At 72.2% G+C, this 20,307-nt stretch carries 10 protein-coding genes; 4 read left to right on the top strand and 6 right to left on the bottom strand.

What is annotated here, in order from left to right:
- Positions 1–88: 88 nt before the first annotated feature.
- Positions 89–2,806: a bifunctional acetate--CoA ligase family protein/GNAT family N-acetyltransferase gene (locus NUG20_RS01470; protein ID WP_263396704.1), complete on the bottom strand. Its 2,718-nt coding sequence runs from the start codon at positions 2,804–2,806 to the stop codon at positions 89–91.
- A 632-nt stretch (positions 2,807–3,438) separates the two neighbouring features.
- On the opposite strand from NUG20_RS01470, the gene NUG20_RS01465 reads away from it, so the two are divergent.
- Positions 3,439–5,268, top strand: a complete 1,830-nt coding sequence (locus NUG20_RS01465) for a monovalent cation:proton antiporter-2 (CPA2) family protein (RefSeq protein ID WP_263396703.1) — start codon at positions 3,439–3,441, stop codon at positions 5,266–5,268.
- Between the two features lie 686 nt (positions 5,269–5,954).
- On the opposite strand, the gene zwf is transcribed toward NUG20_RS01465, so the two are convergent.
- Positions 5,955–7,826, bottom strand: a complete 1,872-nt coding sequence (zwf, locus tag NUG20_RS01460; protein ID WP_263396702.1) for a glucose-6-phosphate dehydrogenase — start codon at positions 7,824–7,826, stop codon at positions 5,955–5,957.
- A complete protein-coding gene (locus NUG20_RS01455) occupies positions 7,823–9,613 on the bottom strand; it encodes a glycoside hydrolase family 15 protein (RefSeq protein WP_263396701.1) in 1,791 nt (596 codons plus the stop codon). Before NUG20_RS01455 ends, zwf begins: the two co-directional genes overlap by 4 nt.
- A gap of 121 nt (positions 9,614–9,734) precedes the next feature.
- On the opposite strand from NUG20_RS01455, the gene NUG20_RS01450 reads away from it, so the two are divergent.
- On the top strand, positions 9,735–10,445 hold the full coding sequence (locus tag NUG20_RS01450) for a response regulator transcription factor (RefSeq protein ID WP_263396700.1): 711 nt from the start codon (positions 9,735–9,737) through the stop codon (positions 10,443–10,445).
- On the opposite strand, the gene NUG20_RS01445 is transcribed toward NUG20_RS01450, so the two are convergent.
- On the bottom strand, positions 10,421–11,788 hold the full coding sequence (locus NUG20_RS01445; RefSeq protein WP_263396699.1) for a sensor histidine kinase: 1,368 nt from the start codon (positions 11,786–11,788) through the stop codon (positions 10,421–10,423). The genes NUG20_RS01450 and NUG20_RS01445 overlap by 25 nt on opposite strands.
- A gap of 230 nt (positions 11,789–12,018) precedes the next feature.
- Between NUG20_RS01445 and NUG20_RS01440 the strand changes: the two genes are divergently transcribed.
- Both NUG20_RS01440 and NUG20_RS01435 read left to right on the top strand, forming a co-directional pair.
- On the top strand, positions 12,019–14,394 hold the full coding sequence (locus NUG20_RS01440; RefSeq protein ID WP_263396698.1) for a YadA-like family protein: 2,376 nt from the start codon (positions 12,019–12,021) through the stop codon (positions 14,392–14,394).
- 65 nt (positions 14,395–14,459) lie between these two features.
- Complete coding sequence (locus tag NUG20_RS01435; protein WP_263396697.1) at positions 14,460–16,343, top strand: S8 family serine peptidase; 1,884 nt, start codon at positions 14,460–14,462, stop codon at positions 16,341–16,343.
- 280 nt (positions 16,344–16,623) lie between these two features.
- Here the strand turns inward: NUG20_RS01435 and NUG20_RS01430 are convergent, their stop codons facing one another.
- Both NUG20_RS01430 and NUG20_RS01425 read right to left on the bottom strand, forming a co-directional pair.
- Positions 16,624–19,938 carry an ankyrin repeat domain-containing protein gene (locus tag NUG20_RS01430; protein ID WP_263396696.1) on the bottom strand — a complete coding sequence of 1,105 codons (3,315 nt, stop codon included), beginning with the start codon at positions 19,936–19,938 and terminating at the stop codon, positions 16,624–16,626.
- On the bottom strand, positions 19,935–20,192 hold the full coding sequence (locus NUG20_RS01425) for a YcgL domain-containing protein (protein ID WP_263398592.1): 258 nt from the start codon (positions 20,190–20,192) through the stop codon (positions 19,935–19,937). Before NUG20_RS01425 ends, NUG20_RS01430 begins: the two co-directional genes overlap by 4 nt.
- Positions 20,193–20,307: the final 115 nt, after the last annotated feature.

Below are 20,307 nucleotides of genomic sequence, written 5' to 3'. Positions count from 1 at the left end.
CAAAATCTGGGGATTCGGAAACATCCATGTCGCCTCAGCGCAGTGCGCCGCTACGTAGCCGGTTTCGCACCATGCCATCCCTAGTTGCTTATGGAGACAGGCCGCCACCCTCACCCGTCCCCACCGGCAACACCACATCCATCAACGTCGCATCCTCCGGGTCCGGCGTGGCCTTGAACCCCAGGTGTTCGCACATCGCCAGCATGGTGCGGTTCTCGCGCAGGACCTGGCCTTCGACGACGTTGAGGCCGAGCCAGCCGGCGTATTCGATCATGATCCGCATCAGCTGCCAGCCGATGCCGTGGCCCTTGAGATCGGAGCGGATCAGGATGCCGTATTCGCCGCGGTCGTAGTCGGCGTCGGCGTGCAGGCGCACCGCGCCGAGCATGTCGCCGGTCTTGGGCTCGATCGCGACCAGGGCGATCGAGCGGGCGTAGTCGAGCTGGGTCAGGCGCGCGATGAATTCGTGGCTGAAGTGCTTCACCGCCTGGAAGAAGCGCAGGCGCAGGTCCTCGTCGGTGACGCGGGCGAAGAAGCTGCGGAACAGCGCGTCGTCTTCCGGGCGCACCGGGCGCACGAACGCGGCGGCGCCGTCGTTGAGCACGATGCGCCGCTCCCATTCCTTCGGATACGGGAAGATCGCGAAACGTGGGTGGCCGCGGCCCTTGTGCAGGCGCCGCGACGGCGCCACCGCCACGCGCGCGTCCACCGCGATCACGCCGTCGCGGTCGGCCAGCAGCGGGTTGATGTCCAGTTCGCGGACCTCGGGCAGATCGGCGGCCAGCTGCGCGAGCTTGACCAGCACCATCGCCACGGCGCGCTCGTCGGCCGCGGGCACGTCGCGGTAGGCCTTGAGGATGCGGCTGACGCGGGTGCGGCCGATCAGTTCGTGGGCCAGGCGCAGGTCCAGCGGCGGCAGCGCCAGCGCCTTGTCGTCGATCACTTCCACCGCGGTGCCGCCGCGGCCGAACACGATCACCGGGCCGAAGGTGGGGTCGTCGGCGATGCCGGCGATCAGTTCGCGCGCCTTCGGCCGCAACAGCGTGGGCTGCACCAGCACGCCGTCGATGCGCGCATCCGGCCGCGCGGCGCGCGCGCGGGCGAGGATGCCTTCGGCCGCGTCCTGCACCGCCTGCGCGCTGACCAGGTTCAGGCGCACGCCGTCGACGTCGGACTTGTGCGGGATGTCGGCCGAATGGATCTTCACCGCGACCGCCAGGCCGTCGGCCAGCATCGGCGCCGCCGCGTGCGCGGCCTCGGCCGCAGTGGCGGCATGCACCACCGGCGCGGTCGGGATGCCGTAGGCCGCGAGCAGGCGGTTGGTGGCCAGCGGGTCGAGCCAGGTCTGCCCGGCGGCCAGGGCGGCATCGACGATGCCGCGCGCGGTGGCGGCGTCGAACACGAAATCCTCGGGCAGGCTCGGTGGCGTCTCCATCAGTGCCGCCTGCGCTTCGCGGTAGCGCACCAGATGCATGAAGCCGCGCACCGCGTCGGCCTCGGTGGCGTAGGTGGGGATGTGCGCGGCGTTGAGGGTGGCGGTGGCGCTTTCGTCGTTGCCGAGCCACACCGCGAACACCGGCTTGTCGCGATGGTGGCGTGGGCGCAGGCCGAGGGTGCGGGTCAGCGCCTGCGCGGCGTCGGCGGAGGAGGTGAACGCGGTCGGCACGTTGACCACCAGCACCGCGTCGTTCTCCGGATCGGCCAATAGCGCTTCGGCGGCGGCGGCGTAGCGCTCGCCGTCGGCGTCGACCACGATGTCCACCGGGTTGGCGTGCGACCACTCCTGCGGCAGCGCCTGCTCCAGGCGTTGCAGGGTCTGCGGCGACAGCGCGGCCAGGGTGCCGCCGAGGTCGGCCAGCTTGTCCACCGCCAGGCGGCCGACGCCGCCGCCGTTGCTGAGGATGGCCAGGCGGCGGCCGGGGAAGGTGCTGAGCCGGCCCAGGGTCTCGGCGGCGGCGAACAGTTCGTCCAGCGCGCGCACGCGCAGCAGGCCGGCGCGGGCGAAGGCGGCGCCGTAGACCGCGTCGGAACTGGCCAGCGCCTGCACGTGGGTGTCGGCATTGGGATCGATGCGCAGCTGGCGGCCGGACTTCACCACCACCACCGGTTTGGCGCGCGCCGCGGCGCGCGCGGCGGACATGAACTTGCGCGCGTCGCGGATGTGTTCGACGTACAGCAGGATGGCGCGGGTGCGGTAGTCGGTGGCGAAGTAGTCGAGCAGGTCGCCGAAGTCCACGTCCAGCGCATCGCCCAGCGACACCACCGCGGAAAACCCGACCGAGCGCGCCACGCCCCACTCCACCAGCGCCGCGGCGATGGCGCTGGACTCGGAGATCAGCGCCAGGTCGCCCGGCTGCGGGCAGTGCGCGGCGATGCTGGCGTTGAGCTTGGCGTGCGGCGCGATCACGCCCAGGCAGTGCGGGCCGAGGATGCGCAGGCCCTTGGCGCGCGCGGCCGCTTCGACCCGCGCCGCGGCCGAGCCCGGGCCTTCGCCCAGGCCGGCGGTGAGGATGATCGCCGCGGCCACGCCGCGCCGCGCGGCGATGGCGACGATGCGCGGCACGATCCGCGCCGGCGCGGTGATGACCACTAGGTCCGGCACCCACGGCAGATCGGTGAGTCCGCGCACGGTGGGCACGCCGTCGATCTCGCGGTAGCGCGGGCTGACCCAGCCGATCTGCCCGGGAAACCCGGCCGCACGCAGGTTGCGCACCACCGCGCGCCCGGCCGAGCGCTCGCGCGGACTGCCGCCGACGATGGCGACCGAGGCGGGGCGGAACACGGACTGCAGGTGATAGGTGCTCATGGCGGGCGCGGGGCGGGCAAGCGGTGCGACAACGGTACACGGCTGATGCTGGCGTGGGGATGATCGGGAATGCGCACGCTCCGCGGCCTGCCGGGGCGCGGCTTTGGGCGATGCGGGGAAGACGGTGGATTCCAGCGCCCACGCGTCGGGGCTGAAGCCCCTCCCACAGTGCACCTATCGGCCCAATCGCGAGCTCCTTGCAGCAGCGGCTTCAGTCGCTACAGCGCAGCCGCGGACCTTGCGACACCCCATCCTGTCAGAGGCTGAAGCCTCTCCACAGTGCACTTCGTCGGTCAATCGCGAGTTCCCCGCAGGAGCAGGTGCAACCGCGACCAGCGCAGCCACGGACATCGCGGCGCCGGGTCCTGTCGGGGCCGAAGCCCCTCCCACAGGGAATCGGAATCTGGCCGCAAGTCCCTGTGGGAGCGACTTCAGTCGCGACGAACGAAGCAAGTCCGCTCGCCTAGCTAGCGCCCTTTCGGAGCCGACGGCCCAAGGCCGCCCGGCATCCCTCCCGCGGCTTCCCTCCACCGCACCTGACGGCGCCGCAAGCCTGGACCCGCCTGCTACCCCAATCCGGGGTAAGCGAATGGTCGCGTGGCGGCTGCATAATGTCGGGATGGAAACGACTCATGCATAGCGGCGGCCTGGAGCTGGCGCTGGTCTTGCTGCTGGCCGCGGTCATCGCGGTGCCGGTATTCAAGCGCCTGGGCCTGGGTGCGGTGCTGGCCTATCTCGCCGCGGGCGTGGTGCTGGGCCCGGACGGGCTTGGCTTCGTGCAGGACACCGAACGCATCCTCAACGCCGCCGAGATCGGCGTGGTGATGCTGCTGTTCCTGATCGGCCTGGAACTGTCGCCGGCGCGGCTGAAGCTGATGCGCCGCGCGGTGTTCGGCGCCGGCACCGCGCAGGTGGTGCTGACCGCGCTGCCGCTGGGCGCGCTGCTGCTGTGCCTGGACCTGAACTGGAAAAGCGCGCTGGTGGTGGGCCTGGCGCTGGCGCTGTCGTCCACCGCGGTGGGCCTGCAGTTGCTGGCCGAGCGCAAGGCGCTCAACAGCGACTACGGCCGGCTCGGGTTCGCGATCCTGCTGTTCCAGGACCTGATCGCGATCCCGCTGCTGGCCGCGATCCCGCTGCTCGGCGGGGCCAAGAACGACACCCTGACCTGGCCCGAAGTGGCGCAGGCGCTGGGCGCGCTGGCGATAGTGGTGCTGTGCGGCCGCTTCGTGCTGCGCCACCTGTTCCGCATGGTGGCGCGCACGCGCATGCCCGAGGTGTTCACCGCCAGCGCGCTGCTGGTGGTGCTGGGCAATGCCTGGTTCCTGCAGAAGGCCGGGCTGAGCCCGAGCCTGGGCGCGTTCCTGGCCGGCGTGTTGCTGGCCGATTCGGAATTCCGGCACGAACTGGAAGCGCAGATCGAACCGTTCCAGGGCCTGCTGCTGGGCGTGTTCTTCATCGCCGTGGGCATGGGCATCGACCTGGACCGCATCGTCGCCGAACCGTGGCTGATCGCCGGCGGCGTGGCCACGCTGCTGCTGGTCAAGTTCAGCCTGCTGGTCGGCATCGGCCGGGTGGCGCGGCTGCCGCTGCGCAGCGCGTTGCTGCTGGGCAGCCTGCTGTGGCTGGGCGGCGAATTCGCGTTCGTGGTGTTCACCGAGGCGCAGCGCGTGAAGCTGCTCGACGACGCCAACCACGACCGCCTGGTCGCGGTGGTCGGCGTGTCGATGGCGCTGACCCCGCTGCTGCTGATCGGCATCCAGCGCCTGCTCGACGGCAGCGAGACGGCCAAGGCCAAGCGCGCGCCGCCGCCGGCCGCCAGCTACGACACCGTGGACGAACAGCGCGCGCAGGTGCTGATCGCCGGCATGGGCCGCTTCGGCCAGATCGTGGCGCGCCTGCTCACCGCGCAGCGCATCCCGTTCGTGGCGCTGGAGCACAACCCGGACACGGTGGAGGACCTGCGCCGCTTCGGCAACAAGATCTACTACGGCGACCCCAGCCGCCCGGACCTGCTGCGCGCGGCCGGCAGCGACGGCATCCGCGTCTTCGTGGTGGCGATGGACGACCCGGAGACCAACATCAAGACCACGCGGCTGATCCGCCGCCTGTACCCGAAGGCGCAGGTGCTGTCGCGCGCGCGCAACCGCCAGCACGCCTGGCGGCTGATGGACCTGGGCGCCGAACCGTTCCGCGAGGTGTTCGCCTCCAGTCTGGAGCTGAGCGAGAAGGTGCTGGTGAACCTGGGCCTGAGCGCGGACACCGCACGCGACCGCATCGCCCGTTTCCGCCAGCACGACGAGCAGCTGTTGCGCGCGCAACACCTGGTGTACGACGACGACACGGCGGTGGTGCAGACCTCGCGCGATGCGCGCGCGGACTTGATGCACCTGTTCGAAGCGGACGTGAGCGAGGCGCCTGTGGAAGCGGCGGACCGCGAGGCGGTCGTTAAAACGCAAGCGTAGCGGCTGATCGCGAGATGGCGTGTCTCTGTGGATCGTTGCAGGGACACGTGCGGGAGGGACATCGGCCCTGACAGGAGCCCAAGCCCGGCAATTCCACCGCTTCGTTCGTCGCGGCTGAAGCCGCTCCTACAGGGGTTTACGGGCGGTCGCGGCCTTGCGGGGCTGCGGCTCTTGTAGGAGGGGCTTCAGCCCCGACAGGATCCGGAGCCGGTCGGCTCCATCGCTTCGTTCGTCGCGACTGAAGTCGCTCCCACAGGACTTCGGTCAGGTGCTTGGCGCACTGAGGCAATGGCTCCGTTGGCTTGGGCCATCGGCGCCGACAGAGGGCTGAAGTCTGGCAACTTCGCCACTTCGCTCGTCGCGGCTGAAGCCGCTCCTACAGGGTTTTACGGGTGGTCGCGGCGCTTGTGGGCTGCGGTGCTTGTAGGAGGGGCTTCAGCCCCGACAGGATCCGGAGCCGGTTGGCTCATCGCTACGTTCGTCGCGACGACGGCGGCGGCGTCGCCCGCCGCGAGGGCGAGGGCGGCAGGGGTCGCCTTCATCTGAAGTCGCTCCCACAGAAACTTGCGGCGAGCTGGCTGGGTGCACTGTGGGAGGGACTTCAGTCCCGACTGCAGCCATGTCCTCGTCGTTCGAATGGCCCAAGACCATCCGAAGCCGCCCAGACGGGCGTCGCGCGTTGCCGGTCAGCGCTCGGTCCCGGATCGCTTGGCCGGCGTCGCGGGCGGTTTCTTCGCCACGCGCCCGGTCGCTTTCCCGGGCGCGGATTTGACCGCCTTCCTGGGCCCGGCCGTCTTCTTGCGTGCTGCCGTTGGCTTGCCCTCGGCTGGCCTCGTCGCCTTGGCCGCCTTCCTGGGCGAAGCGGCAGCGGCAGTGGCCGCGGCGGTTTTCTTGGACTTGGCAGCGCCTGGCGCCGTCTTGGCCTTGGACTTGGCCTTGGCTACGGCAGGCTTGGCCGCAGCCTGGCGCTTCGCTGGCGCCGCCGGCTTGGCCTCGGCACCGCCTTCCGCTGGGCGCCGCGGCGGTGGGCGGCGGCCGGCGGTCAGGGTGCGCCAGGCGTGGCCGCCGTTGAGCGCGAGCAGCGCGTCGGCGGTGGCTGGGCCGGCGCTGCCGGCCGGGTACTGCGCCACTTCGTCGGACGAGCCCTGCCACGCGTCCAGGATCGGCTGCACGATGCGCCACGCCGCTTCGACCATCGTCGCGTCCTGGAACAGGCCGGCCTCGCCGTTCATGCAGTCCTGCAGCAGGCGTTCGTAGCCGACCGTGTATTCCTTCGGGAACCAGTCGCGGTAGCGGAAGTCCATGCGCACCGGCGCCAGGCTGACCCGCGCGCCCGGGCGCTTGACGTCGAACTGCAGCGAGATGCCTTCGTCGGGCTGGATGTGCAGCACCAGCCAGTCGGGGCCGTAGCCGCCGATCTCGGCGCTGCGCAGCGGCGCCAGCGGCGCCGGCTTGAAGCGGATCGCGATCTCGGTGGTGCGTTCGCGCAGGCGCTTGCCGGTGCGCAGGTAGAACGGCACGCCGGCCCAGCGCCAGGTGTCGACCTGCAGCTTCATCGCCACGTAGGTCTCGGTGTTGGAATCGGCCGGCACCGTGTCTTCCTCGCGGTAGCCGGGCACCGCGTTGCGCCCGATCGCGCCGGCCGCGTACTGGCCGCGTACCACGTCGGCCGGGGTCAGCGGCCGCACCGCTTCGATCACCTCGGCACGCCGGCGCAGCATCGCGGTGGGGGTGAACGCCGCCGGCGGCTCCATCGCGATCATCGCCAGCAGCTGGAACAGGTGGTTGGGCACCATGTCGCGCAGGCAGCCGGTGGGATCGTAGAAGCGCCCGCGACCTTCCACGCCGATGGTCTCGGCGGCGGTGATCTGCACATGGTCGATGCGGTCGCGGTTCCACACCGGCTCGAACAGGCCGTTGGCGAAGCGGAAGGCGAGGATGTTCTGCACCGTCTCCTTGCCCAGGAAGTGGTCGATGCGGAATACCTGGTCCTCGTCGAGCACGCGGCCGACGATGGCGTTGAGGTCCCTGGCGCTTTGCAGGTCGTGGCCGAACGGCTTCTCCACGATCACCCGGCGCCAGCCGCCGTCGGCACGCTGCTTGACCAGGCCGGCCGCGCCCAGCTGCTCGATCGCCGGGCCGAAGAAGCGTGCCGCGGTGGCCAGGTAGAACAGCACGTTGCCGCCGGTCTGGTACTGCGCGTCGTACTTTTCGATCACTTCGCCCAGCGTGCGGTAGGTCGCCGCGTCGGCGAAATCGCCGCGCAGGTAATGCATGCGCGTGCGCAGCCAGCCCCACACTTCCTCGTTCAGGCCATCGGCCTTGAACTCGGCGTCGCGGTCGGCGATCAGGCCACGCAGCGCGTCGCCGAGCATGCGCCGCCAGCTGGCTTCGCTGATGTCGCCGTGGTCCACGCCGATCACCGCGAACTGCTCGGGCAGCGCGCCGCTGCGGCGCAGGTTGTACAGCGCCGGCAGCACCAGCCGCCGGGTCAGATCGCCGCGCGCGCCGAAGACCACGATCAGGCAGGGCGGAGTCGCTTGCGTCGCATCGCTCATGGATGGGTTTCCTGTTCGCCGAGTAAGCCATGCAGGCGCAACGCGGCGTGGACCAATGCCACGTGCGAGTAGCCCTGCGGAAAGTTGCCGAGCATGCGGCCGCTGCGCGGATCGTATTCTTCGGCCAGCAGGCCGACGTCATTGCACAGGCCGAGCAGGCGTTCGAACAGTTCGCGCGCCTGCGCGCCGCGGCCGAGCAGCACGTAGTTCTCCACCAGCCAGAAGCTGCAGGCGATGAAGGTGCCCTCGCCGGCCGGCAGGCCGTCGCCGCTGGCGTCGTCGGCGCGGTAGCGCTCGACCAGGCCATCGATGCTCAGCCGCTGCGCGATCGCGTCGGCGGTGGCGGCCACGCGCGGATCGTCCGCCGGCAGGAAGCCGACCAGCGGGATCAGCAGCGTCGCCGCGTCCAGCCGGTCGCTGCCGTAGCTCTGCACGAAATAGCCGTCCGGGTGCACGCCCTGCGCCAGCACCTGCGCATGCACTTCGTCGGCCAGGGCGCGCCAGTGCGCGCGTTGCGCGGCGTCGGCATCGGTGACCCCGTCGCGCGCGCCGCAGTCGAACGCCAGCCACGCCATCACCTTGGAATGCACGAAATGGCGGCGCTGGTCGCGGATTTCCCAGATGCCCTCGTCCGGCTCGCGCCAGCATTGCTCCAGCACCTCCAGCAGCTGCCGCGCCAGCGAGCGGCCGTGCACCGCGGTCGGCAAGCCCTCCTTGTGGGCGCGGTGGAAGGTGGCGATGACCTCGCCGTACACGTCGAGCTGGAACTGGCCGGCGGCGGCGTTGCCCACGCGCACCGGCAACGCGCCTTCGTAGCCGGGCAGCCAGTCCACTTCCCATTCGGGCATGCGCCGCTCGCCGCCGATGCCGTACAGCGCCTGCAGCTGGTCCGGCGAGCCGGCCACGGTGCGTTGCAGCCAACCATGGAAGGCGGCGGCCTCGTCGGAATAGCCGGCCGCGCGCAACGCGGTCAGGGTGAATACCGCATCGCGCAGCCAGCAGAAGCGGTAGTCCCAGTTGCGTTCGCCCTCCAGGCGCTCCGGCAGCGAGGTGGTCGGCGAGGCGACGATCGCGCCGGTCGGCAGGTAGCTCAGGCCTTTCAGCACCACCAGCGAGCGCCGCACCGCCTCGGTCCACGGGCCGGCGTGCACGCAGCGGTGCGACCAGCCATGCCAGAATGCTTCGGTCTGCTCCAGCGCCTGTTCCGGCGCCAGCGGCGGCGGCAGTTCCAGGTGCGAGGCGCCGTGGCTGAGCACGAACCAGGTGCTGTCGCCGGCTTCCAGGGCGAAATCCGCTTCGGTGGCGAAGCCGTGGCCATGCATCGGCTGCGGGCTGCGCAGCGCGATCTGGTCCGGCCCGGCGATGGCCTGCAGGCCGCCGTCGATCTGCGACACCCAGGGAATGGTGCGGCCGTAGTTGAAGCGCAGCTGCAGCTGCATGCGCATCGGCACCCGCCCGCGCAGCCCGCGCACGATGCGCACCACGTGGTTGTGCAATTCCTCGTTGTGGCTGGCGGCCATGAAGTCCAGGACCGCGACGGCGCCCGCGTCGGTCTCGAAGACCGTTTCCAGTACCAGGCTGCCGTCGCGGTAGTGGCGCGTGCTGCGGAATTCGCCCTGCGGCGCGATCGACCAGCGGCCGTGTTCGGGGGTTCCCAGCAGCGCCGCGAACAGCGCATCGGAATCGAAGCGCGGCAGACACAACCAGTCGATCGAGCCGTGCTTGTCCACCAGCGCCGCGCTGCGGCAGTTGCCGAGCATGGCGTAGTCTTCGATACGTGAGGCCATCATGGGCGCCGTGGCAAGGAAGCGGCGAGTGTGGCAGCCGCCGCGTTTGTACGGCGTAAGTACCCGCACGCGCCGGGCCGGCGAGCGCACGCCGGCCGCTGCGGCTACACTGCGCCGGCGCATGAATGCCGACACCGCTGCCACCGCCCTGCGCGTCCTGCTCCTGGAGGACGATCCGACGCTACGCGACCGCATCCTGATCCCGGGATTGCGCCGCTTCGGCTTCGAGACCGCCGGCTACGGGACCGGGGCGGGCCTGGAGGCGCGCTTGCAGCAAGACGGCGCCGACATCGTGGTGCTCGACGTCGGGCTGCCGGACACCGATGGCTTCACCCTGGCCAGCGCGCTGCGCCAACGCTACCCCGAGCTCGGCATCGTCATGTTGACCAGCCTGGGCCAGACCGAGGACCGGGTGCGCGGCCTGACCGGGGGCGCCGACGCCTACCTGGCCAAGCCGGTGGAGATCGACCTGCTGGCCGCCACCCTGCACAGCCTGGCACGGCGCCTGGGTGCGCGCGCACCGGCGGCGCCGGCGCGCGGGCGCTGGCAAGTGAGCGAGGACGGCTGGTGCCTGCTGGCGCCCACGGGAACGGCGGCGGCACTGACCGGCAGCGAACGGCGCCTGTGCCTGCGGCTGCTGGAGCAGCCCGGATTGCTGGTGGCGCGCGAGGCGCTGATCGCCGCGCTCACCGACCGCGTGTACGACTTCGATGCGCATCGGCTGGATTCGATGGTGCACCGCCTGCGCGCCAAGGCGCAGCGCCGCTGCGGCGTCGCGCTGCCGCTGGCGGCGGTACACGGCAAGGGCTACATCTTCGACCCGGCCGGCTGAGCCGCGGCCGCCGCGCCGACGCGCGGCAGGGCGATGCGGAAGCGGGTGCCGGCGCCGACCTCGCTGTGCACCTCGATGTGCCCGCCGTTGCGCACCACCAGGTCGCGCACCACCGCCAGGCCCAGCCCGGTGCCGCTGTCGGCGGGCTTGGTGCTGTAGAACGGCTCGAACACCCGCGCCACCACGTCCGCCGGCATGCCGTGGCCGTCGTCGGCGACCTCGATGATCGTCCACGCCTCTTCGCTGCGCACGGCGATGTCCAGATGGCCGCGGTCGGCGATGGCGTCGCGGCTGTTGCTGGCTAGGTTGAGCAGCATCAGGTCGAACTGGCTGCGATCCAGGTGGATCGGCGCCGGCGCCGCGGGCAAGGCGCAGCGCAGCACGATGCGCGCTTCCAGCAGTTGCCGCAGCATCGGCTGCAGCGCCTCGATCGCGGCCGCGGCGTCGAAGTCCTCGGCCTGTTCGCCATCGCGGCGGCTGAAGCGCAGCAGCCGGCGGATGACGGCCATGCCCCGCCGCGCCGATTCCTCCACCGACGCCAGGCTGCCTTCCAGCTGCGCGACGCGCTCGCCGTCGCTGCCGGCGTCGTCGTCGTGGCGCGCGGCGGAGAAGCCGACGATCACCGCCAGGACGTTGTTGAAATCGTGCGCCAGGCCGCCGGCCATGCGCTCGACGATCTCGCGCTTCTGCGCATGGATCAGCTGCGCCTGCGCCCGCTCGCGCTCGAGCATTTCCTGCTGCAGGCGCTGGCCGCGCGCATTGGATTCGCGCAGGCTCTCGCGTAGCGCTTCGGTGGTGCGGTCCAGCAGCAGCGTCACCAGCAGATAGCTGAACAGCACCGACGGCAGGTTGTAGAACGCGCGCGCCGGCTCGTCGACGAATTCCAGCAGCGCATCGTGGCCCACGCCCACGCCCAGCATCAGCAGCAGCGCGCCGAAGGTGATCCACAGCGCGCGGCGCCCGAGCACCAGCCCGGCCAGGATCAGCACCAGCATCTGCGCCAGCTGATCCGGCAACTGGCGCTGCAGGCCGTTGACCGCGGCATTGACCAGCAGCGACGCCAGCATCGCGGCCAGCAGCAGCCCGACGCCGGCGCGCAGCGCGCCGCGGCGCACGCGTACGAAGCCGATCGCGGCGCACACCGCGATCAGCAGACTCATCGCCAGCGAGACCACCATGCCCGGCGGCACCGCGTGTCCACGCAGCTGCGGCCAGGCGAGCGGCAGCGCGACGGCGAACGTGGCCGGAATGGTGATCGCCAGGAACAGCAGCAACAGCTGGATCACGCGCACGTTGCGCCGGTCCACCTCGTCCACGACCGGCGCCCGGTCGAACCAGTTCAACAACGCCCTCACCATCCGAATGCGCTCCCCATCCCACTCGACTCGGTGAGAACCCGGTGATGATCGTGCGAGAACTTGCGGGTGACAAGTAAATGACGCCGCGCATAAGTTCGCTGTACGGAGCGTGCCCAGGGTCAGCGGCGCATCCCAACACCACCGATCCCGAAGCGGCGCGCCTGCGCGCCGCTGACGTCGCCTCCTGTCCACCGCCTCAGCACCGAGAGATCGCCATGAACGAATGCACGACCATACGCGGCACCGCCGCCTATCGCCCGATCGGCCATGCCGCGCCCGCGGTTTCGCGCACTGGCGCCCGTAGCGCGCTGGCGCTTGCCTGCGCGCTGTGCCTGGCGACGTCGTCGCTGGCGCAGGCCGCCACCGCCCCGCCCGCGGTGCCGGCCGCCGCCCCGGCTGCGACTTCGGTTGCGACCGCCGATGCGGCGCCGACCGACGCGGACGCGGTGCCCGCGGATGCGAGCGGCGACACCGCCCTCTACTTCCAGGCCACCGGCAGCGACAGCAGCAACGCCGGCGCCTACGCCGACGGCGACGAGGCGCTGGCCGCAGGCGAGGCCGCCTCGGCGGTCGGTACCGGCACCGTCGCGCTCGGTGCCGGCGCGGTCAGCTACGCCAACCAGGCGCTGGCGGTGGGCCACAACAGCCTGGCCACCGAAGTCTCCACCACCGCGGTCGGCGGCGTGCTCGACCTGGACTTCTCCTACCAGCCCTCCGGCGCGGTCATCCTGCAGCAGACCTCCGCCTCCGGCATGGCCGCGACCGCGCTGGGCGCCGGCGCCCAGGCCAGCGGCAAGTACAACCTGGCCGCCGGCGCCGGCGCGATCGCCAGCGACCGCTCCAGCGTCGCCATCGGCGGCATCGTCGACGTGGGCGAAGACGGCTTGGGCGCGGAAGGAATTCAGTTGCAGGCCACCCAGGCCACCGGCCCGATGTCCACCGCGGTGGGCGGCGGCGCGATGGCCACCGCCTACAGTTCCACCGCGGTCGGCGTGCTGGCCGAGGCCAGTTCCGAACGCACCGTCGCGGTAGGCCAGAGCGCCACCGCCAACAAATATGCTGCGGTCGCGCTGGGCGCGCAGACGCAGGCGACCGGCGAATGGGCGACCGCCGTGGGCAATGGCGCGCGGGCGCTGAGCGATCGCGGCCTGGCCGTCGGCGCACAGGCCTTCGCGCAGGCGGAAAACGCCACCGCGGTCGGGTATTCCGCACTGGCGCTGCAGCAGGACGCCACCGCCCTCGGCAGCGGCGCCTGGGCCGGCGGCACCCGCAGCATCGCCATCGGCAAGGCGATGGTCTGGAACGGCAATTTCTGGGGCGACACCCCGATCCTCTTCAACGACAGCATCGCCATGGGCACCGGCGCGGACGTCTATGGCGACCAGTCGATCGCGATCGGCGCCGGTGCGCGGGTCGGCAACTCCACCTTCGTCAACGATGTGCAGCTGATCACCAACAGCAGCGTGGCGCTGGGCGCCGGCGCGGTCGCCGAGCGCGACAACACCGTGTCCATCGGCCACGCCGGCGCCGAGCGCCAGCTCACCAACCTGGCCGCCGGCACCACCGATACCGATGCGGTCAACCTGGCGCAGCTGCGCGGCGTGGCCAGCGCGTTCGGCGCCGGCAGCATGGTGGATGCCAACGGCAACCTGATCGGCGGCAGCTATCTGGTACAGGGCACGCGCTATAACGACCTGGGCTCGGCGATGGGCGCGTTCGACACGGCACTGACCGGCTTCGACACCCGCATCAACGCCATCGCCAATTCCGGCGGCGGCCAAGGGGTCAGCATCGGCGGCGGCGACGTCACGCCCCCCAGCACCGGCACCGGTACCAACGCCGTGGCGGTGGGCTCCGGCGCCACCGCCAACGGCGACAACGGGCTGGCGCTGGGCGCCGAATCGCTGGCCTACGGCCCCAACGACACCGCGATCGGCGCCAACGCCAAGGTCAACGCCGACGGCAGCACCGCGGTCGGCGCCAACGCCCGCATCGCCGCGGTCGCGACCAATGCGGTGGCGGTCGGCGAGAGCGCCAGCGCCTCCGCCGCGTCCACCACCGCGCTGGGCCAAGGCGCCTCGGCCACGGCCGCCAACGCCGTCGCGCTGGGCCAGGGCTCGGTCGCCGACCGCGCCAACACGGTCTCGGTCGGCAGCAGCGGCAACGAGCGCCAGATCGCCAACGTCGCCGCCGGCAGCGCCGGCACCGATGCGGCCAACGTGGCGCAGATGCGTTCCGGCGACAGCGCCACGCTGAGCAGCGCCAACGCCTACACCAACACCCGCGTCACCGCGCTCGACGACAGTTTCAACCAGCTGCGTACCGACACCGAGCATCGCCTGGACGGCATGGATCGGCGCATGGACCGGCTGGGCGCGATGAGCGCGGCGATGCTCAACATGGCGATCAACGCCGCCGGCACGCAAAGCCCGCGCGGGCGCGTGTCGCTCGGCGCCGGCTTCCAGGGCGGCGAGCAGGCGCTGTCGATCGGCTACGCCAAGAAGCTCGGCACGCGCGCCTCGTTCAGCCTGGGCGGCTCGTTCAGCGGTGGCGAATCCTCCGCCGGCATCGGCGTGGGCCTGGACCTGTGACGCCGCGCGGCACCGCACGCGCCGCACGTTTCCTTTTCTCTCTTCTTGGTTTCTAGGATCTGCAGATGATTTCTTACAGCAAACTCGCCGCCGCTCTCGCCGCCGCCCTGCTCGCCAACGGCGCACAGGCGGCCTCTCCCGTCATCGGCCGTGGCGGCGTGCAGGAGGCGGTGCCGCAGTCGGCGCAGACGCTGGACAGCGGCCAGCGCTTCATCGTCAAGACCCGCGAGACCGGCACGCAGGCGCGGCGCTCGCTCGACAGCACGCTGTCCACCGCGGTCGCGCGCAGCGGCATGCAGCGCGCCCGCGCGGCCACGGCCGGCGCACCGGCGCGCAGCGCGGTCGGCGCCAAGGTGTTGCGCGACATGGCCGTGCCCGGCTGGCACGTGGTGCAGACCTCGCGCCACCTCGACGACAGCGAGCGCGCCGCGTTCGTCGCCGAACTCAAGGCCGATCCGTCGGTGCAGTCGGTGCAGGTCGACCGCCTGTACCGGCGCCTGGACGAAGCACGCGTGACCTTGCCGCGCGCCACCGCCTTGGCCGCCACCACACCGAACGATCCGGCCTACGCCCAACTGCAGTGGAACTTCCACGATGCGGTCGGCGGGGTGAACGCCGAGCAGGCCTGGACCCGCTCCACCGGCCAGGGCGTGGTGGTGGCGGTGGTCGATACCGGCGTGGTCAAGGACAACCCCGACCTGGCCGCCAACGTGCTGCCCGGCTACGACATGATCACCGACCGCCGCGTCTCGCGCCGCGACAGCGACGGCCGCGCGCCCGGCGGTTTCGACCTGGGCGACTGGGTCGATGCCGACTACTGCGTCGCGCTCGGCGCCCCCGGCAACCAGGCCGAAGCCAGCTCCTGGCACGGCAGCCACGTCTCCGGCACCATCGCCCAGGTCACCAACAACAGCCTGGCCACCGCCGGCCTGGCCCACGACGCCAAGATCGTGCCGGTGCGCGTGCTCGGCGCGTGCGGCGGCTTCGGCAGCGACATCGCCGACGGCATGCTGTGGGCGGCCGGCCTGCCGGTGGACGGCCTGCCGGCCAACCCGAACCCGGCCGAAGTGATCAACATGAGCCTGGGCAGCGGCGGGCCGCAGAGCTGCCCGCAGCTGTATCAGGACGCGATCGACCAGATCAACGCCGCCGGCAGCATCATCGTGGTCGCCGCCGGCAACTCCAACGCCGACGCCGGCACCTACACCATGTCCTCCTGCAACGGCGTGATCAGCGTCGGCGCCACGCGCATCAATGGCGGTCGCGCCAGCTACTCCAGCTACGGCACGCGCGTGGACATCGCCGCACCGGGCGGCGGCGGCGGCGTCGACGGCAATCCGAACGGCTACATCTTCCAGGTGGTCAATGCCAGTACGCAGGCCCCGACCGGCGATTGGCAGATCGGCGGCATGGCCGGCACCTCGATGGCCTCGCCGCACGTGGCCGCGGCGGTGGCGATGGTGCAGAGCGTGGCCAAGACCCCGTTCACCTGGAGCGGCATGCGCGACCTGCTGCGCGCCAGCGCGCGTCCGTTCCCGGTGGCGATCCCGACCAGCACGCCGATCGGCGCCGGCATCCTGGACGTGGACATGCTGCTGCAGATGGCGACGACACCGCCGTGCGATCCCTCGGACAGCAGCTGCGTTCCGCCGACCAAGACCCTCAGCAACAAGGTCGAGCTGCGCAACCTCAGCAGCCAGGGCGGCGACGGGCTGTACAGCTTCCAGGCCGAAGCCGGCAAGGCGGTGAGCTTCATGACCTTCGGCGGCAGCGGCACTGTCGCGCTCTACGCGGCGGCCGGCAAGACGCCGAGCAGCGGCAGCTACGACGCACGCTCGGTGCGTGCCGGCACCACCCAGACGATCCGCGTCACCCCGTCCAGCGCAGGCACGTACTACCTGCGCCTGTCCGGCAGCTACAGCGGCCTGACCCTGGTGGCGCGGCAGTAAGCGGCAAGCGGCGGCGCCGTTCGCCGCCGCGCCGGCGGGCGCGGGAGGGAAGCCTCCCGCGCACGTTCTGGAAGATCGATCGGCCCGCCATGCGCGGGCACTTTTAGGCGCAGCGCGGAAGCGACGCCGCGCGATCATTGCAGTGGCGGTCGCATCGCGAAGCACGGGTTGCCGGGGTTGCGCTTGTCGGGTGGCGCGCAGAACAAACCGGACAGCGGCCGGCGCGCGGCGTCCAGCGCCCGTCGCCAGCGCGCATGCGTACGCACCGCATGGACAACCGCTAGCGGCTTTCGCGCAGGAAGCGGGCCATCGAGGACACGCCCGGCAGCGCCGGCTGGAACTGGCCGGCGACGTCGACGAAGCCGCGCATCACCGCGATCTCGCGCGGCGGGCGGTTCAAGGTATCGCGCAGATCCGGATCGGCGCCGGCGCGCAGCAGGCGCTGCACCAGCAGCGGCAGGCCGTGCAGCGCGGCCAGGTGCAGCGGGCCGAAGCCGCGCGGGTCCTGCACGTCCAGGCTCACCTCTTCGTCGAGCAGGCGCTCCACGCCTGCCAGCACCACCGGCTCTTCGCAGGCGGTGCCCGGTTCGGCGCGCGCGCCGAGCAGCAGCAGCAGCGGGGTCACCCCGCCGGCGGCGCTGCGGTCGGGTTCGGCCCCGGCCAGCAGCAAGGTGTCCAGCAGCGCCAGCAGGCGCGACTTGTCGCGCGCGGTGAAGCCGTACAGCGCGGCGCAATGCAGCGGCGCCAATTGCTGCGCGTCGCCGGCATGCACGTCGGCGCCGGCGGCCAGCAGGCGTGCGGCGATGTCCGGCAGGCCCAGCGCGCAGGCCAGCATCAGCACGGTGACGCCGCCGGGCAGGCGGTGCTCGATCTGTGCGCCGGCCGCCAGCAGCGCGGCGACGATGTCGGTCTGGCGCATGCTCACCGCCGCCGACAACGGCGTGGCGCCGCTGGCCGCGGCATGCTGCAGGTTGGCGCCGCGCGCCAGCAGCAGGCCCACCGCCGCGGCATGGCCGCCGCCGGCGGCGCGCAGCAGCGCGGTGCAGCCCTGCGCGTCGACCGCATCGACGGGCAGGCCCAGGTCGATCAGGCGGCGGATCGCGTCGGCGTCGCCGACCATCGCTGCGGCCGGCAGGTCGGCCTCGCGCAGCGGGCGCCGCGGCAACGGCCAGATCCGCCAGTCCAGCCAGTCGGCCAGGTCGCGGCGGCCGCTGGCCAGGGCCACGCCCAGCGGCGTCTGCCCGTCGGCGGCACGCGCTTCCGGCGAGGCGCCCTGCTGGATCAGCAGCTTCAGCGACGCCTCGCGGCCCAGCGCGGCGGCCAGGTGCAGCGCGGTCATGCCGTGGCTGTCGCGCGCCTCGCGGTCGGCGCCGCGTTCGAGCAGGTGCAGTTGCAGGCGCAGCCAGCCCAGGCGCACCGCCAGCGACAGCGGCGGATCGCCGGCCGGCGACGGCGCGAACGGGTCGGCGCCGCGGTCGAGCAGGTCCAGCGCGAACTGCTCCAGCGCGCGCGAGGCGTGGTCGTGCTGGGCGCATGCGGCGAGCAGCCGGGTCAGGCCGCCGCCGCCGGCCGGCGACACGCCCTGGCGCAGCATCGCCTGCAGGCTGGGCACCGCTTCCACGCCGCGCGCGAGCAGCGCGAACATCGGCGTGTCGCCACAGGCGTCCAGCACCTCCGGCGCGGCGCCGTGCGCCAGCAGCCAGTCCACCGCCTGCGGATTCAGCGCCAGATGCGGATCGTGCAGCAGTACGCCCAGTTCCTCGGCCGCGCACAGCCGCGCCAGCGCCGCCAGGCCGTCGCGCTGGCCCAGTTGCAGGCCTTCGCGCAGCAGTTCCAGCGGCGGCCGGTCGGGCAGGCTGGCGCTGCCGACCTCGCCCTGGCCGTCGCTGACCGCGGCCGGCAGCGGGTAGTCCGGATCCAGCGCGGACACGATCGCCCAGCGCCCGGCCTCGGCGGCCAGGTCGACCGCGCGGCGTCCGCCCTGGTCCGGCTGCGCAGCGGCGATGCCCAGCTCCAGCAGGCGCCGGATCAGGCCCGGCGAGACTTGGTCGGCGGTGCAGGCCAGCAGCACCGCGTTGCGGCCGTCGCCATCAACCGCGGTCAGGTCGGGCTTGTGCGGCAGCAGGTGTTCGAGCACCGCGACGCGGCCATGGCGCGCGGCTTCCAGCCACGGCGTGCGGCCCAGCGCATCGCGCGCTTCCAGGTTGGCGCCGGCGCCGAGCAACGCGTCGACGATCTCCACGTGCCCGGCCTGCGCCGCCTCGTGCAACGCGCTGCGGCGCTGGCGGTCGCGCGCGTCGACCCGCGCCTTGTGCTTGAGCAGCAGCTGTACGCCGGCCGGGTCGTCTTCCTCGGTGCCGGCCGCGGCCAGCAGCACCGGGCTGCCCTCGGCCGGTTCCGGCTTGGCGCCGCGCTCGAGCAGGAACTTGGCCATGCGCCAGTTGCCGACGTGGCAGGCCACCGCCAGCGGGGTCAGGCCATCGCGGTTGAGCGCGTCCAGTTCGGCGGCCGCGTCGCGCAGCAACGCGGCCACGCCCGGATCGGAACTGCGCGCGGCGTGGTGCAGCGGGGTGTTGCCGTCGCCGTCGCTGGCGCGCGGATCGGCGCCGTTGGCGAGCAGGGTCATCACCGCCTCGGGGCGGCCGTGCCAGCTGTCGCGGGTCGCGGCCAGCAACGGGGTCATGCCCAGGTGCGGCTGGTTGACGTCGACGCCGCGCACGATCAGCTCGCGCAGCAGGCGCAGGTCCGGCAGCACCGCGGCCAGCACCGGCAGGCTGCGCTGGTCGCGCCAGTCCGGCGCCGGCAGCGCGTGCGGATCGGCACCGGCCTGCAGCAACTGCAGCCCGCGATCGACGCGGCCGCCGCGCGCGGCGTCGTACAGCGCCGCATGCAGTTCGTCCGGCGCGGGCGCCGCCTCGTCCTCGCGCGGCGCGGAGGCCGCGCTCAGTTCGGCGAACAGGTCCGCCGAGGACGCCGGCAGCGCCAGCGCCTGCGGCGCGGCCACGCGCTGCAGCACGCCATGCAGCAGCGGCGACAGCAGCGCATAGGCCAGCGCCAGCGGCCAGCGCGCGGCAGCGGCCAGCAGGCCCGGCCAGGCCAGCAACACGCCGACGCCGGCCAGCACCAGCACCAGCGCCGCCACCGCCAGACCGCGCCAGGCCTGCACGTCCTGCTGCGCCAGCGCATGCCAGCGCGCGCCCAGCGGGCCGCCCTCGCATTCGCTGCCATGCCACAGCGGCCAGGTGCGCCACAGCCCGAGCAGCGCCGCGCTGGCGGCCACGCTCAGCGCCAATGCGGCGGCCAGGCTGCCGCTGTCGCGCAGCGCCGCCAGCGGCCACGCCACCAGCAGCGCGACCAGGCCCAGCCCGCCGGCCCACAGCGCCAGCAACGGCAGCAGGTCCCGCCCCAGCGCCTGCACGCTGGCCGGCCGCGGCCGGCTGCCGCGCTGCCAGGACAGCGCCAGCGCGAACGCCGGCTGCGCCAGCCAGGCGCCCAGCGCCGCGGCCAACGGTCCGATCCCGGCGACCAGCGCCAGCAGCGCGCCCAGCGCTGCGGCGATCCAGGGAGCGCGCGCGCGGAAGGGGGAGTCGGTCATCGTGTCGGATCGGTCCGGCCGTCGGGAAGCGGCGGCAATTGCAGATGGAAGCCGCAGCCGGCCAGATTCGCGCGTACCGCCGCGGGATCGGTGCGGGCCAGGGTGCGCTCGGCGGTCAGCGCCACTTCGAGCACGAACGCCAGCGGCTGCAGCGACGCCAGCAGCGCCTGCGGCAGGCAGCCGAAGTCGTCGCGCTTGGCGAGGTAGAGGTAGGTGTCCGGCTTGCGTTGGCTTTTGTAGACGTAGGCTTGCATGCCCGTGGCGTGCGCCTGGCGTGGAAAGGCAAGCGATTGTGGAGGAAATGCGCCAGCGGCGAAAGCGCGCGCCGCGCGTTGCATTTATAAATGCATGCGCCATGCCTGTTCACGT

Source organism: Xanthomonas sp. CFBP 8443, from assembly GCF_025666195.1.
GTDB lineage: Bacteria > Pseudomonadota > Gammaproteobacteria > Xanthomonadales > Xanthomonadaceae > Xanthomonas_A.
This window is presented reverse-complemented; position numbering and strand designations above follow the sequence as displayed.